The organism is Nocardia asteroides, from assembly GCA_019930625.1.
GTDB classification, from domain to species: domain Bacteria; phylum Actinomycetota; class Actinomycetes; order Mycobacteriales; family Mycobacteriaceae; genus Nocardia; species Nocardia sputi.
Genome location: CP082844.1, coordinates 6872611 through 6887606 on the forward strand (window position 1 = coordinate 6872611; position 14996 = coordinate 6887606).

Below are 14996 nucleotides of genomic sequence, written 5' to 3' on the forward strand. Positions count from 1 at the left end.
TGCAGTTCTGCAACGAGTACCGGCACGCACCGTCATCGAAAGTCGATCCAGCTGATGCCGATTCCCCCCGCCCGTACATTCCGTTCCGGCGCCCCCGCGACGAACGGTGACCCGGCACGGCCCGGCGTGGATCGGCCGCACCGGGTGTCGGTGGTCGTGCCGGTGTACCGGGGTGAGGACACGATCGCGGGTCTGGTCGCCGAACTGCACGATCTCACGCGCCCCGTCGAGACGCCGGGCGGCACCACGTTCATGGTCACCGAGATCATCCTGGTGCACGACCACGGCCCCGACCGTTCCGACGTGGTACTGCAGGAACTGCAGCGAACCTATCCCACGGTGCGCACCGTCTGGCTCAGCCGCAACTTCGGCCAGGACGCCGCCACGATCGCCGGGATGTCGGTCGCGGCCGGTGACTGGATCGTCACCATGGACGAGGACGGCCAGCACGATCCCCGCTTCATCAGCACGTTCCTGGACACGGCCTTGGCCCAGCGAGCCGACCTGGTCTACTCCAAGCCGAGCAACACCAGGCCGCACGGATTCCTGCGCAATCTGACCTCGCGCGGAGCCAAGCTGGTGCTCGCGACGCTGTTCGCGTTCCCGGATTCCACCCGGTTCGAAAGCTACCGGCTCATCCGTGGGGACATCGGCAGGCAGCTCGCCGAGGTCGCCTCCAACGGCGTCTACCTGGACGTCGCGCTGACCTGGGTGGTCGGCGCCGTCGCGCAGGCGCCGGTGGTGTTGCGGGCCGAGGGCAGGGAGGAGTCCGGCTACAACTACCGTCGCCTGTTCTCGCTGTTCTGGAAGATGGTCCTGTGCAGCGGCACCCGCGGATTGCGGCTGGTCAGCCTGCTGGGCGTCACGCTGGCCCTGGCCGGCGTCGTGATGGCCGCGATCGTCGTCTTCGAAGCGCTGACCACCGACGGCTGGGCACCCGAAGGCTGGGCCTCCACCATCGTGGTGCTGCTGCTGTGCTCCGGCGCCGTGCTCTTCTCGCTCGGGCTCATCGCCGAGTACCTGGGCGTGGCCCTGCACATCCTGGTGGGCAAACCGCTCTACCTCACCGTCGAGACGCCGACGCCGCGTCCGGCCGACACTTCGGAATTGACCGCGACCACCGCCAGCAGGGGGACCGACCGGGTTGAGCACTGACCGCGTCATCTTCAGCCGCCCATTCCGGGCGCGCCGGGAACTACCGAACCTGGAGGCCGTGCTGGCCTCCGACCACAGCCATGGCGACGGACAGTTCACCGCGTCGGCCACCGCGAAGCTGAAGGCGATCACGGGCGCGCCGCACGCCCTGCTCACCACCTCCTGCACGTCCGCGTTGGAGATGGCGGGCCTGCTGCTGGAGCTGGGCCCCGACGACGAAGTGATCGTGCCCAGCTTCGCGTTCACCTCCACCGCCACCTCGATGGCGCTGCGCGGCGCCACCTGCGTCTTCGCCGACATCGATCCGGCAACCGGCAACCTGGACCCGGCGTCGGTGGCCGCAGTGATCACCGAGCGGACCAAAGCCGTGGTGGTCATCCACTACGGTGGCGTCGCCGCCGACATGGACGGGTTGCTGGCCCTGGCGAACGCGCACGGCTTCGCCGTCGTCGAGGACAACGCGCACGGGCTCGGCGGCACCTGGCGCGGCAGGCAGCTGGGCACCATCGGCACGATGGGCACGCTCAGCTTCCACGACACCAAGAACGTGCACTGCGGCGAGGGCGGCGCGCTGCTGCTCACCGACGAGATCCTGATGGCGCGCGCCGAGATCATCCGGGAAAAGGGCACCGACCGTGCCCGGTTCCTGCGCGGAGCAGTGGACAAGTACTCCTGGCAGGACATCGGCTCCAGCTATCTGCCGAGCGAGCTGAACGCGGCCGTGCTCGACGCGCAACTGGACGAGTTCGACACCATCCAGGCCGGACGGCACCGGGTGTGGGACGCCTACGCCGCCGCCCTCCCGGACTGGGCCCGGCGCAACGACGTGCGCCTGATGTCCGTGCCCGCCGATCGCGGGCACACCGCGCATCTGTACTACCTGCGCACCCCGACCGAGCGACGCCGCGACGACCTCATCATGCACCTCGCCGCGCAGGGCATCTCCGCCCCGTTCCACTACATCCCGCTGGATTCCAGCCCGGCCGGCTTCAAACTCGGCCGCACGCCGCGACCGTGCGCCCGCAGCGCCGAGTTCTCCGGAACCGTCGTGCGCCTGCCGCTGTGGCCGGATCTCACCGACGCGCAGGTAGCCCGCGTCGTGGACGCGGTCACCGCGTTCACCGTGTGATCGCGTCGTCGCGATAGACGAGACCCGATCACGGCTTACGCGGTGAGCACGTAGAGCTTCTCCCTGCCGCCCGCGATCAGGGATCGCCGTGCCACGCGCGGCGCGTACGGCGTGAAGAACTCGTCCAGCGTCTGCTCGGTGAAGCGGTGCGCCTGCTCACCGTCGCCCGCGTCGGTGAACCGCTTACCGATCGTGGCGAGAACCGGATTGTCGCTGGTCGCCAGATTGCGGACCGGTTCGGCGACGATCACGTTCTTGCCAGCAGCCGCGAGCATCCGATCGAGGAGGGGGCCCGGCTCGGGGAGGAAGTGGTAGAGGCTGGCCTGCATGATGACGTAGTCGGCGGCGGGCAGTGCGTCATCCGAACGCAGGTTCCATACCCTGCCCCGCCCGCCCGCTTCGTTCACGCGCGCGACGAAACGCTCGTTCAGGTCCAGGCCCGTGTAGTCGACCGACTTGCGGCGCAAGTAGCGGGTGTAGAGCGTCGCAGGTCCGCAGCACAGATCCACCACGCTCGCTCCTTCCGGTACGAGCTCCGCGATAGCGCGATACCGAGCCGTGTAGTGCCTGCCGTACAACCCGCGCATCAGCACCTCGTAGACGGTCCCGTTGCGGTAGATGAGGCTCGTTCTCACAGGCACTCACTATGCCATCGGTCGGTGAATCCGGCGCTTCGGCAACATGAATCGTGTCAATCGCCCAGCAATGTGTGTGCTTGGTCCTCGGTGAGGATCTCGTAGGCATCGGAAGCCCGGTTGTACCACCAGGTGTCCGGTCCCGGCTCGGGGCGCCCGGCCGCCTGCACCGCACGGGCGGAGGGGCGGAAGGACGAGCTGCGGGGAATGTCGTTCACCACGTACACCAGGTCGGGCCGCTGATCCGGTTCCAGCGCGCGCAACGCCTCGGTGACGTCCTTCGGTTCCAGGTGGAAGCCTTCGCGCACGCTCACTGCGGCCACCGCGATGCAGTGGTCACCGACATTGAGGCCGTAGGTGACTTCCATGTCGACCGCGGTGATGTCGTTGAGCACGTCGACGATCGGCTGACCGAACACCGGCCCGCGCCGGGTGTGGATCACCGTGTCCGTGCGGTCGATCAGCCAGTAGTCGCCGTCGCTGTCGCGGCGGAACAAATTCTCCGTCGGCATCCAGGAGTCGCCCGCCGTGAAGACCCCGCGCAGGCCGCCGGCGGAGATGTCGACGCCGTCGGACGCTTTGCCGATCAACAGGCCCACCTCGTTGTCCGCGCAGCGCCGGGCGAAGCCCGAGCCGTCGACCAGAACGCGCTCGGTGAGCGGATCGTAGGCGACCAACTCCACCTTCGCGGTGCCGGGAACCGGCCTGCCCTTGCACCCGCGCTTCTGACCGGCCACATTGGCCAGCACCACGTCGCCCTCGATCGAGGCATAGAACTCCAGTACCCGGGCGGGTTCGAACTGCTCGACGGTGCGCCGCCACAGTCCGGCGGGCATACCGGAGCCGATGAACAACCGGATGGGGTGGCGATGACCGGCCGGGAACACCTCGGCGTCGAGGATGTCGCGCAGCATGGTCCAGGTGTAGGTGACCACGGTGACGCCGTAGCGGTGCACCTCCTCGGCGAAGCGCTCCGGATTCAGCGACCGGGCCAGTGCGATCCGGCTCCCACCCGCGACCGCACCGCCGAGGCTGACCAGCAGCCCGGAGGAATGGTGCAGCGGGGCGAGGCAGTACACCGTGTCCTTGCGGTCGAGATCCGCCGTGGTCGCGGTACCGAACGCCGACAGTGCCCAGCGATGGTTGGTGATGTACTTGGTCTCCAATCGGTCGCCGGTGCCGGTGACGAGCACGAACGCCAGCTCCCGCGCCAGGCCAGGATCGGGCCGGTACCACGCGGGCAGCTGCACCCGGGCCGGGTCGATCTGCTCGAGGTCGATCAAGCGATCCCCGGCGGGCAGGGACAATTCGCGGGTGTCGCCACCGCCGAGCACCAGCACCCGGGCGCTGGTCGCGGCGGCCTGCCGCAGGTTCTCCGGGTCGGCGATCAGAGTATCCACGCCGGTCAGCTCTATCGCGCGGCTCAGTTCGCTGTTCGGGGCCAGCAGCACCGCCACCGCGCCCAGCCGCGACAGCGCCGCGACAGCGGCCAACGCGCTCGGCCGGGTCTCCATCACCAGGCCGACCCGCATGGCGGGACGCACGCCCACCGAGATCAGGCCGCGCACCACGTTGTCGATGCGCGTGTTGACCGCCGCGTTGGTGTGCACCCGGTCGTCGAACAGGAACAGGTCCCGCCGCGGCGCGCGCCGCGCCTGCTCGGCCAGCAGTCGGCCGAGTGATACCCGGGTGTGCGGCTGGATCATGCCAAGTCGGGTCAGCCTGGGTAGTGCCCGTGCGGCTTCGCCGGCCAGTTCGATCGAGCCGCGCACCGTGTTGTTCGCGATGCCCTCGAGTGCTTTGCCCACGCCGGTGCCCGCCTCCGCCAGCGTCGCGGCGGTGTGCACCACCCGGGTCGCCGCCGACCGGGGGCGGTTGCTCGCCACATGCTCGGCCATCGGCACGATTTCCGGGGGCAGCGGCTTGTCGCCGTCCATCCACTCGACCCACTGCCGCACCAGCGGCCAGGTGTGGTTGGTGGCCGTGCTTCCGGCCACCAGGCCGAAGTGCCCCGCCACCAAGGTCGCCTCGTAGACCTCGGCGTTGGGCGCGGCCCGCACGATGCCGCGCACGGCGGCGGGCTGTCCGATGTCGTCCACCTCGCCGACGAACGCCAGGATCGGGCATTTCAGCTCGGCCAGCGAGATCGGCTGATCGCGGATCACGAAACCGCCGAGCATCAGCCGGTTGTGCGCGACGAACTGCTTGAGCAGGTCCGCCGCGGCGGGGCCCGCGTAACCGACCCAGCCGTCGCTGTTGAGGAAACGGCGCTGGCGCTCCTTCGGCAGCAGCGCCTCCCGGTCGTGCAGCTGACGCAGGAAATCGATCCTGGACTTGGCCGTCTTCACCGGGTCGAGCAATTGGAAGCCGATCCGCACCATGGAGTCGGTGATCGGCAGCCGGGTGACCACGTGGTCGGCCAGGAAGTCGGCGACGTCGGAGACCATGCCGTAGGGCAGTCCGAACGGCATGCCCGCGACGATGTCGACCGGGCTGCCGAAGGTCACGATGCTGTCCACGCCCTTGCCGTACCGGTAGGCGGCGGACTGGTAGGCGAACATGCCGCCCTGCGAGTAGCCCATCAGGTGCACGCCGCTGCCGGTGGCCTCGTTGACGGTGTCGATGGCGCTGTTGACGGCGAGCACGTGGTCGGCGAGGTCGCGTTGCCAGCCGCCCTCCTCACTCGCGGGCGAGCCGAAGTCCACCACCCAGCAGTCGACGCCACCGCGGTGCAGGATCCCGACGGCGCCGTCCTCGGCGTTCACGTCCCAGATGTCGGCGTTCACCATGAGCGGCGGGACCAGCAGGGCCACCGGACGGCCGGGGGTGGCGTCGTCGGGGAAGTAATGGCGCAGCCGGTACATGCGTCTGCGCTCCACGACTTCGAACGGAGAGGACGCGACGTCATGGGTCAGCCCGCCGAAGCGGATGACCTCCAGGCCGTTCTGCGCGGTCGCCATCAACCGCTGCACCGAGCCCACCACATCCTTCGCATTCAACTTCACCATCGCTCCTGGCCCTACCTAGAACGTGACCCGCATCACACACCGCGAGGTGTTCAGACGAGCTTCCCATACCACCTGTCCATTATGTGTCCGCTGTGACACGACACATGCATGGATGCCGCGGTCGGCTTCCATGACGTTTACGCATCGGCTCGTGAACGGCGCCCGGCGAACGTGCGAGGCACCGGGAAACCGACAGCGGAGAGTCACCGGTGCGCCTCGGTGGGCACGCCGCCCCCTGAGCGAATACCGACCCACCCTACCCAGGGAGACGAGCCGCTCCCGGCACAGCCACGCACACGTCAGCCATGGCTGAGCCCGATCTCTTGATAAGCGAACGAGCGCACCGGTGGGAGCCGCCTGCGCCCTGCCGGTGGGTCGCCGCGGTGGTCTGGTCATCACATCGAGTACGACGCCCGACCACAGGGCAGGAGGCATCGATACAGAGAGCTGATCATGGGCAATCGCAGGGCAATTGGCAGATTTACTGGACGCCACCCGCCGTTACCGGAATCGACTGCGTGTCGTAACCATCCGCAGGCACTCGCGCGAATCTTCGAAGTTTTCCTGTGCGCAGCAGCTTTCGGCGTCTACCATCGATCACGTCTGGAACGCCTTGGCGCGTAGGCAATCTCGTTCGATGAGCTCTTCGCGGGCATACCCGCTGCTGTTTTGATGTGAACACCCAGCGACTCTGAACTATCGACGACTCCGTATTCACCCTGCCCCAAAACCCGTCACCGGCTCCCGGTGGCCGTCTCGAGGTGAGGACCACGCATGACCATAGAAATGCCAGTCGAAACGGAAAACAACGTGCGCAGGAGCCTGAGCACCAGCACGGCAGGCCTACTCGCGCACACCACCAAATCCGAACCGCAGATGCAGGGCATCAGCTCGCGCTGGCTCACCCGCGTGCTGCCGTGGACGCAGGTCAACGGCGGTGTGTATCGGGTGAACCGCCGCCTGACCCATACCGTGGGCAACGGGGAGGTGGAATTCGTCATCGACGGCGGCTCCGCACGGGTGATTCCCCTCGAATTGCAAGAGCTTCCGGCACTGCGCCATTTCGACGACGAGGACGTGTTGCGCGGCCTCGCAGAGCGTTTCGAACAGCGTGATCTCGAACCGGGCACTGTAGTAGCGGAATTCGGCAACCCGATGGATCAGGTTCTGCTGATCGTGCACGGCAAATTGAGCAAGATCGGTTCGGGCGAATACGGAGAGCAGACAAAGCTCGGCATGCTGGGGGGCGGTGACTACTTCGGCGACGTGATGCTCATCGAGCCCTCGGCGATCTGGCCCGTCACCGTCAAGACGGTGACCAAGACGACCATGCTGGTGCTTCCCCGGCAATCCCTGACGGAGTACCTCGATAGCGCTCCGGCGCTGCGGGAGCAACTCTCCCGCGTCGCGTCCGCGCCCACCCACCGCCAGAACAACAAAGGCGAGGCCGACATCGAGGTCGCCTCCGGCCACTCCGGGGAGCCGCTGCTGGAAGGCACGTTCGTCGACTACGACGCCTCCCCGCGGCAGTACGAGCTCAGCCTGGCGCAGAGCGTGCTGCGCGTGCATACCAGAGTCGCCGACCTGTTCAACGACCCGATGAACCAGGTCGAGCAGCAACTGCGCCTGACCATCGAGGCGCTCTACGAACGGCGGGAGTACGACCTGGTCAACAATCCCGACTTCGGCCTGCTGCACAACTGCGATCTGAAACAGCGCATCTACACCGAGACCGGCGCGCCCACCCCGGACGACATGGACGAACTGCTCAGCATGCGCCGCAGCACGAAACTCTTCCTCGCCCACCCGAAAGCGATCGCGGCGTTCGGACGCGAATGCAGCAAGCGCGGGCTCTACCCGGACCCGGTCGAGGTGGACGGACATCGTGTGCCCGCGTGGCGCGGCGTGCCGATCTTCCCGTGCGGCAAGATCCCGATCAGCGACACCCAGACCACCTCGATCCTGGCCATGCGCACCGGCGAGAAGGACCAGGGCGTGATCGGCCTGCACCAGACCGGGATCCCGGACGAGTACGAGCCCAGCCTGAACGTGCGCTTCAAGGGCATCGATGACCAGTCGATCATCTCCTACCTGATCAGCTGCTATTACTCGGCCGCCGTGCTGGTGCCCGACGCCCTCGGCGTGCTCGACAACGTCCTGGTCGCCCGGCAAGCGGACTGACCGGGGTGATGAGCATGTCGGTGCTCTCCCGCGCCGCGGCGGCGCAGGCCTCCGATGAGGTCGCCGCCACCGTCGTCGCGCTGCTCACCAACACCGGGACGGCCGCTCCGTCCGACCTCTTCGCGCCGAAAAAAGCTGACGCACCGGATATTCCGCCCCCGGATGGACCAGCGGGTGTGCGGCACGCCGGGTTGCTCGGTCCATCCGGCCTCGGCGCCGCCGCCCTGCTGCTGCCGATTGGTGGCACGGACCGTGTCACGACGCCCGCCGTCGTGGCGGCGACCTCGGCCGCTGTCCACACCGACGGGCGGGGCACCGCCATCGGCGAAACCAGAACAGCGGCCGCGCCCGGCGGCATACCGAGATCGGTGAAACGGATGCCGGTGTCGTCGCCGCCACGCATCCCCACCGGACCGACCGGACTCGGCACAGCGTCGGCGTTCTTCGGAAGAGACGGCATCGCGGTGGCGCCACGCACGGCCGGGCACACGGCGCCCGGCCCGGAACCCGCCGGTGATTCCGCGCGCACGCCGCGAGGGCCGACCGGCACGACGCGCCGCGATCGACCGGATCCGATTCCCCCGCTGTACTGCCCGCCGCCGCTGCGTGACGATCCCGCTCTGGCCGAAGCCGTCAATACCGGGATCGTCGATTGGGCGAGGGACATCGGGCTGTACGAGGGCCGGCTGGAGGAGTTGCGCGACGCCGATTTCGGTCGGCTGATCATGCTCGCCCACCCGGACTGCGACGACGCGGACCGGCTGCTGGCAGCGGCGAAGTGCGCCGTCTCGGAATGGTCGGTGGACGACTACTACTGCGAGGAGGACGCCGACGACCGGGCTCCGGACGGCACGCCGTCCAGTGCCGAGGCCGAACTGGGTCCCCGGCTCGAATTGGCCGCCGCCGCCATGGACCCGGTTCACCTGCCCGTGCGATACGTCGCCCAGCTCGAGGCGGCTCTCGAGGCCGACCCCATCCTGCGCGCCTTCCGCACGTCCTTCGACCATCTGGCGCGCTACGCCAGCCCGGCGCAGCTGGCCCGGCTGCGCACCGAGATCGCGGGCTGGTTCATCGCGCTCGGCGCGGAAGCGGGTTGGCGGGCGGCGGGACGGATGCCGCCGGTGTGGGAATACCTCACCAACCGGCAACCGCACAGCTTCTTGCCCTGCATGGCGCCGACCGACGTGCTCGGCGGCTACGAGTTGCGAGCCGCGGAGTACACCCACCCGGCGGTGCGCCGTGTGGTCACCACGGCGGCGCTGGCCAGCCAGATGGTGAACGACCTGTATTCGATGGCGCGCGAGGACCTTTCCAACGGCAGAGAGTTCAATCTGCCGACCGTCCTCGCCGCCGAGGAGCGCTGCTCACGCCGCGAGGCCGTGCTGCGCACCGCCGAGGTGCACGACGAACTGGTGCACCGGTTCGAACGCGAGGCGGCGCCCCTGGCCGCGGCGGGATCGCCGCAGCTACGCCGCTTCCTCGCCGGCCTGTGGGCCTGGATGGGCGGCAACCGTGCCTGGCACGCCGACAGCAAACGCTATCGCGATGTGAAATGAAGCAGTACCGCACCGAGAGAGGATGATCGCGCATGACCATGCTCAACCCGGACACCGGGACCGTTCTGCGTACCAGTTACCAGAAGTCCGTCGCCGCGTACTGGAACAACAACCCGAACGACGACCGGGTCAACACCAAACTCGGTGAGGTCGACGGGCTCTACCACCATCACTACGGCATCGGCGACCCGGATCTGTCCGTGCTGACCGGCCCGGAGGACACCCGCGAGGAACGCATCGTCACCGAGTTGCACCGGCTGGAGACCGCGCAGGCGGAGTTCCTGCTCGACCACCTCGGCGACGTCCGCCCCGGCGACCGGCTGATGGACGGCGGCTCCGGCCGCGGCGGCACCAGCTTCATGGCCAATCAGCGCTTCGGCTGCCAGGTCGACGGGGTGACCATCTCCGAATACCAGGTCGGCTTCGCCAACGACCAGGCCGCCCGCCGCGGTGTCGCGGACAAGGTGAAGTTCCACTTCCGCAACATGCTGGACACCGGATTCGAGACCGGTTCCATGCGCGGCATCTGGACCAACGAGACCACCATGTACGTGGACCTGTTCGACCTGTTCCGCGAGTTCTCCCGCCTGCTGGAACCGGGCGGACGCTACGTGTGCATCACCGGCTGCTCCAATGATGTCACCGGTGGCCGTTCCTCCTCGGTCAGCTGGATCGACGCGCACTACGGCTGCATGATCCATCCGCGCAGCGAGTACTTCCGCGCCATGGCCGAGAACAACCTGGTGCCCATCGCCGTGACCGAGCTCACCGCCGCGACAATCCCGTATTGGGAGCTGCGGACGAAATCCGAGCTGGCCACCGGCGTCGAGAAGCCGTTCCTGACCGCCTACCGGGAGGGCAGCTTCCACTACATGCTCATCGCCGCCGATAAGGTGGGCAGGTGACCGACCTCGCCCAGCAGCACACCGACCGCGAGGCCCTGCCCGTCGAGCTCGTCGACGACATGGGCCGCGCGGTCGGCGCGTGCTCGGTCGCCGAGGCCCATCTAGCTCCGGGGCGACTGCACCGCGCGTTCTCCGTGTTGCTCTTCGACTCGGCGGGCCGGGTGCTGTTGCAGCAGCGTGCGGCGGTGAAGACCAGGTTTCCGTCGCTGTGGGCCAACACCTGCTGTGGGCACCCCGCACCTGACGAACCGGTCGCGACCGCCGCAGGGCTGCGACTGAACGAGGAAATGGGCCTGACCTGCGCGCTCACCGAAGCGGGAATCTACCGGTACCACGCCGCGGACCCGCGGACCGGTCGCGTCGAGTCCGAATGGGATCACGTGCTGATCGGGCGGCTGGACATCGGGACACCTCGGCCGGATCCGGCCGAGGTCGCCGACTACGCCTGGATCCAACCGGACGCGCTCCGCGACGCGCTGGTCGACAATCCGGACGCCTACACACCATGGCTGGCGGGAGTCCTCGACATAGCCGAGCCCGCGTACGTCCCGAGAAGTTCGACACCCTGACCGTCCCTCGACTTCTATCGCCCGAGGCAGCCGAGCACATCGTCGACTGCTGGTGGTCGACGCCGATCCGGCTGCCTCGATCCAGCCTCGCGACGTCGCGGCGCCTCCCTTTCCCGGCTGTCTCGTAACTCCGCGTTCGAGCGTGCTGTTACCGGCAGCCGGGACGATCTCATTGATAGATGCGCATATCCCTGTAACACCATGGACCGAAACTGAGAGAAATCATAGGAACGGCACAGGCTTTGGCCAGGACCGTTCTGCATCGTTGACAGTGTTGGAGTTCTCGGTGAAGTGAGGTGCGTGATGGTCGAATTCGAGGTCACCGGAACGAAGGTGACCGTGCACGTGCGCGGCGCCCATCAGTTGCTGGCACTGCGCGACCAGCTGACGTTCGATTTGTCCGACATCACCGCGCTCGGCTTGGCCGGGGTCGATCGCCGCCCGCCGTGGGTGCGCGCGCCCGGCGCGTTCTTCCCCGGCGTCATCGCGGCGGGAACCTTCCGGGGCAAAGGCCGCAAGGAATTCTGGGACACACGCTTCGACGGACACGCCATTCGTATCGACTTGGCAGGCGCCGACGTGACACGCCTCGTGGTCGACGTGGCAGACCCCGACGCCGAGTTGCGGAAGCTCGCGACCGCCGTGGCCGCCTGATCCCTCGGACGCTGCACGAACTCGGCGAGCCCGCATCCGGGTCAGGGCAGTGCGCTCGTGCCCGGACGGTAGCGCCCCCTCCCCTACCCGACTGCGCGACTGCGCGTGAGCCGCGTTTACAACGTCGGCGCCGCCGCCACGCCGTGCACCACCGTCACGCGGCCACTCGACCATCATGGCCACGCTGACCACCGCCACGCCGACCTCGGTACGCAGGTGCGCACAGAGTCTGCCGCCCCCACATTCCGAAACGATCGCGTCGGACAGTCCGCCTTCCCCCACGCCTCGATGATCTGGCGGCCGCTCGGACGAGGGCCATAATGGGCCGCGAGCACGCAGCGTCCCATGCGCTGGAAATCGAGCACGAGGTTTCGATGACAGTTTCGGCAGCACAGCACGTCGATCGCCGCTTCGCACGTTTGGTCGCCGAATTCGACCGGCTGTTCCGGCGGCCGTCCGACGGCGGCGGGGCGCTGGCGGTCTATCTGCACGGCGAGCCGGTCGTGGATGTCTGGGCCGGATACGCGCATCCCGACGTCCCGTGGGCGCACGACACCGTCGCGATGGCGTATTCCACCGGCAAAGGTATCGCGAGCACACTGGTGCACCGGTTGGCCGAGCGCGGCCTGATCGATTACGACGAGCCGGTCGCGACATACTGGCCCGAGTTCGCGGCCGCGGGCAAGGACCGCGTCACGGTGCGCGCGATGCTGACCCACCGGGCCGGGCTGCACCGCCTGCGCGGACTGCTGCCGGGCCCGATCGAGCTGTTCTTCGACGACGCGGCGGTCACCGCGGCGCTCGCGGCCGCCGCTCCCGATCCGCGGCACGAGGTGACCAGCGGCTATCACGGCATCACCTACGGGCATCTGGTCGCTGAGCTGGTGCGCCGGGTCGCCGGGTCGGAGTTCACCGATGTGCTGCGCACGGAGATCGCGCAACCGCTCGGGGCGGAGGAACTGTGGTTCCGTGTTCCGGAATCCGAGCGCGGGCGTATCGCCACCAATTTCCCGCGTCTCACCGTCGCCGGGATGAGCTGGGAGCACGGCTCACGGCTACTGGCCCGCACCCGCTTCGCGGCCGCGGCCGACACGACGCCGACGGGGTTCGCCGAACTGGTCGCCGACCCGCGCCTGCACGATTCGGTGATGCCCGGCCTCAACGGCGTCTTCTCCGCGCGGGCACTGGCCCGGGTGTACGGCGCGCTCGCCGACGGCGGACGGTTGGACGGCTACCAGCTACTGCACGGGGACACCATCGAGCGAATGACCCGGCGACAGGTCTTCACCCCCGATTACGTGCTGGCCTTCCGCATTCCGTGGGCACTCGGCTACCACGGCGTGCCGATGAAACCATCCAGGGCCGAACCGATCTCGGCGTTCGGCCATTTCGGGCTCGGCGGCTCCGGTGGTTTCGCCGATCCCGCGACCGGGATGTCGCTGGGCTTCGTCACCAACCGCCTCGGCAGCAGGCTGACTCCATTGGGCGATGCCCGCTTGGCCCGGCTCGGTGCGCTGGCCCACAACCTCGCCCGAGCCGCCTGACCGTCTGGCTGCCCGAGTGGCAGCATGGCGGTATGGAGTCGGTTGACATGTCGCGAATCGAGGCGGCCGCGCGGCTGCTGGCCCCGGTGATCCGGCGCACGCCACTGCTGGCGTCGCGGGCGCTGTCCGAGCGCGCGGGCACCGAAGTGTGGTTGAAGTGCGAGAATTTGCAGCGGACCGGCTCGTTCAAGCCGCGCGGCGCCTACAACCGGATCGCCAACCTGTCGCAGGAGGCACGCGAGCGTGGCGTCGTCGCCGCGAGCGCGGGCAACCATGCGCAGGGGGTCGCGTGGTCGGCGTCGTCGCTCGGCATAGCGTCCACGGTGTTCATGCCGGTCGGGGCCTCCCTGCCGAAATTGACGGCGACCAAGGCCTATGGCGCCCAGGTGCGCCAGGTCGGCGAAACCATCGACGAGTCGCTGGACGCGGCGCTGGATTTCGCCGAACGGTCCGGCGCGACGCTGATCCACCCGTTCGACCATCCCGATATCGTGGCCGGTCAAGCTACCATCGGCCGGGAGATCCTGCGGCAGCTGCCGCAGGTGGGCACGGTGCTGGTGCCCACCGGCGGCGGCGGGCTCCTCGCGGGTGTCGCGGTCGCGATGCGGCACCTGGCGCCGGACGTGCGCGTCATCGGGGTTCAAGCGGCGGAAGCGGCCGCCTGGCCTGCCTCGCTGGCGGCGGGTGCGCCGGTGCGGATAGACCGGATGTCGACCATGGCCGACGGCATCGCGGTCGGGCAGCCCGGTGCGGTGCCCTTCGCCCATGTCGCCCAGTATGTTTCGAGCATCGTGACGGTGGACGAGGAAGCGTTGTCGCAGGCGCTGCTGCTGTGCCTGGAACGCGCGAAGGTGATCGTCGAGCCCGCGGGCGCCGCGGCGGTCGCCGCCCTGATGAGTCACGTACCATCGGAGCTCGGCCTGCGCGGACCGGTCTGTGCGATCTTGTCCGGCGGCAATATCGACCCGCTGCTGCTGACCCGGGTGATCGGGCACGGTTTGAGCGCAGCGGGCCGGTATCTGGCTGTGCGCGTGACGATCTCCGATCGTCCCGGTGCGCTGGGCACGCTGCTCGCGGTGATCGGCAAGACGGGTGCCAGTGTCGTCGACGTGGCGCATTCGCGCACCGGAACCTGGCTGGCGGTGGACGAGGTCGAAGTGGCGCTGACGCTGGAGACGCGCGGGTCCGAGCATCGTGACGACGTGCTCACCGCGCTCGCGAACGCGGGATACGCGGTGCGCGTCTCGGATTGACCGGTCACCGCCGGTGTCTTGGTCGGCAGGCGAGGACGCGGCAAGCCGCAGGTCAGTGCGCGCCGCCGAGTTCCAGAGCCAGTACTCCGAGAATCACCAGAGCGATGCCGCCCACCTGCACCAGGCTCAGTCGCTCGTCCAGGAACAGCACGCCGATCAGTGCGATAGCGGCCACACCCACCGCCGACCAGATGCCGTAGGCCACCCCGATCGGCATGCCCCGCTTCAGTGCCTGGGCCAGGAAGAAGAACGCCGCGCAGTATCCGACGACCACCACGATCGACGGAACGAGTTTGGTGAATCCCTCGGAGATCTCGAGTGAAACGGTCGCGGTCACCTCGGAAGCGATGGCCAAGGCAAGCAGCAGCAAGGTCATTTTCGCAGCGTAATCGAGCCTCGCGCGGCTC

The 14996-nt window shown here is 68.3% G+C and carries 12 protein-coding genes; 9 read left to right on the plus strand and 3 right to left on the minus strand.

What is annotated here, in order from left to right; all coding sequences use genetic code 11:
- The first annotated feature begins 54 nt into the window (after positions 1 to 54).
- Both K8O92_31025 and rffA read left to right on the plus strand, forming a co-directional pair.
- Entirely contained in the window at positions 55 to 1155 is a 1101-nt protein-coding gene (locus K8O92_31025; GenBank protein ID UAK32098.1) for a glycosyltransferase, read from the plus strand.
- Positions 1145 to 2284, plus strand: a complete 1140-nt coding sequence (gene rffA, locus K8O92_31030) for a dTDP-4-amino-4,6-dideoxygalactose transaminase (protein UAK32099.1) — start codon at positions 1145 to 1147, stop codon at positions 2282 to 2284. The genes K8O92_31025 and rffA overlap by 11 nt, the downstream gene beginning before the upstream one ends.
- 35 nt (positions 2285 to 2319) lie before the next feature.
- Here rffA and K8O92_31035 read toward each other — a convergent pair whose 3' ends face one another.
- Both K8O92_31035 and K8O92_31040 read right to left on the minus strand, forming a co-directional pair.
- Complete coding sequence (locus tag K8O92_31035) at positions 2320 to 2919, minus strand: class I SAM-dependent methyltransferase (GenBank protein ID UAK32100.1); 600 nt, start codon at positions 2917 to 2919, stop codon at positions 2320 to 2322.
- 56 nt (positions 2920 to 2975) lie between these two features.
- Entirely contained in the window at positions 2976 to 5927 is a 2952-nt protein-coding gene (locus tag K8O92_31040) for an acyl-CoA synthetase (protein ID UAK32101.1), read from the minus strand.
- 774 nt (positions 5928 to 6701) lie between these two features.
- On the opposite strand from K8O92_31040, the gene K8O92_31045 reads away from it, so the two are divergent.
- From K8O92_31045 to ilvA, 7 genes are all read left to right on the plus strand, one after another.
- The gene (locus tag K8O92_31045; GenBank protein UAK32102.1) at positions 6702 to 8108 is read left to right on the plus strand and encodes a cyclic nucleotide-binding domain-containing protein; all 1407 of its coding nucleotides are present in this window, start codon (positions 6702 to 6704) and stop codon (positions 8106 to 8108) included.
- 14 nt (positions 8109 to 8122) lie between these two features.
- A complete protein-coding gene (locus K8O92_31050) occupies positions 8123 to 9664 on the plus strand; it encodes a hypothetical protein (GenBank protein ID UAK32103.1) in 1542 nt (513 codons plus the stop codon).
- A 32-nt stretch (positions 9665 to 9696) separates the two neighbouring features.
- The gene (locus tag K8O92_31055; protein ID UAK32104.1) at positions 9697 to 10569 is read left to right on the plus strand and encodes a methyltransferase domain-containing protein; all 873 of its coding nucleotides are present in this window, start codon (positions 9697 to 9699) and stop codon (positions 10567 to 10569) included.
- On the plus strand, positions 10566 to 11138 hold the full coding sequence (idi, locus tag K8O92_31060) for an isopentenyl-diphosphate Delta-isomerase (protein UAK32105.1): 573 nt from the start codon (positions 10566 to 10568) through the stop codon (positions 11136 to 11138). Before K8O92_31055 ends, idi begins: the two co-directional genes overlap by 4 nt.
- Before the next feature lie 303 nt (positions 11139 to 11441).
- Positions 11442 to 11792, plus strand: coding sequence for a hypothetical protein (locus K8O92_31065; GenBank protein UAK32106.1), 351 nt, complete (start codon positions 11442 to 11444; stop codon positions 11790 to 11792).
- Between the two features lie 374 nt (positions 11793 to 12166).
- Positions 12167 to 13336, plus strand: a complete 1170-nt coding sequence (locus K8O92_31070) for a beta-lactamase family protein (GenBank protein UAK32107.1) — start codon at positions 12167 to 12169, stop codon at positions 13334 to 13336.
- A gap of 32 nt (positions 13337 to 13368) precedes the next feature.
- On the plus strand, positions 13369 to 14589 hold the full coding sequence (gene ilvA, locus K8O92_31075; protein ID UAK32108.1) for a threonine ammonia-lyase: 1221 nt from the start codon (positions 13369 to 13371) through the stop codon (positions 14587 to 14589).
- Between the two features lie 52 nt (positions 14590 to 14641).
- On the opposite strand, the gene K8O92_31080 is transcribed toward ilvA, so the two are convergent.
- Positions 14642 to 14965: a multidrug efflux SMR transporter gene (locus K8O92_31080; GenBank protein ID UAK32109.1), complete on the minus strand. Its 324-nt coding sequence runs from the start codon at positions 14963 to 14965 to the stop codon at positions 14642 to 14644.
- Between the last annotated feature and the right edge of the window lie 31 nt (positions 14966 to 14996).

What these genes read in the sequence shown, in the direction of transcription:
- K8O92_31065 (UAK32106.1), top strand. Translation starts at nt 11,442, where the DNA reads ATGGTCGAATTCGAGGTCACCGGAACGAAGGTGACCGTGCACGTGCGC.
- K8O92_31080 (UAK32109.1), bottom strand. Translation starts at nt 14,965, where the DNA reads ATGACCTTGCTGCTGCTTGCCTTGGCCATCGCTTCCGAGGTGACCGCG.
- K8O92_31040 (UAK32101.1), bottom strand. Translation starts at nt 5,927, where the DNA reads ATGGTGAAGTTGAATGCGAAGGATGTGGTGGGCTCGGTGCAGCGGTTG.
- K8O92_31070 (UAK32107.1), top strand. Translation starts at nt 12,167, where the DNA reads ATGACAGTTTCGGCAGCACAGCACGTCGATCGCCGCTTCGCACGTTTG.
- K8O92_31055 (UAK32104.1), top strand. Translation starts at nt 9,697, where the DNA reads ATGACCATGCTCAACCCGGACACCGGGACCGTTCTGCGTACCAGTTAC.
- K8O92_31050 (UAK32103.1), top strand. Translation starts at nt 8,123, where the DNA reads ATGTCGGTGCTCTCCCGCGCCGCGGCGGCGCAGGCCTCCGATGAGGTC.
- K8O92_31045 (UAK32102.1), top strand. Translation starts at nt 6,702, where the DNA reads ATGACCATAGAAATGCCAGTCGAAACGGAAAACAACGTGCGCAGGAGC.
- ilvA (UAK32108.1), top strand. Translation starts at nt 13,369, where the DNA reads ATGGAGTCGGTTGACATGTCGCGAATCGAGGCGGCCGCGCGGCTGCTG.
- K8O92_31025 (UAK32098.1), top strand. Translation starts at nt 55, where the DNA reads ATGCCGATTCCCCCCGCCCGTACATTCCGTTCCGGCGCCCCCGCGACG.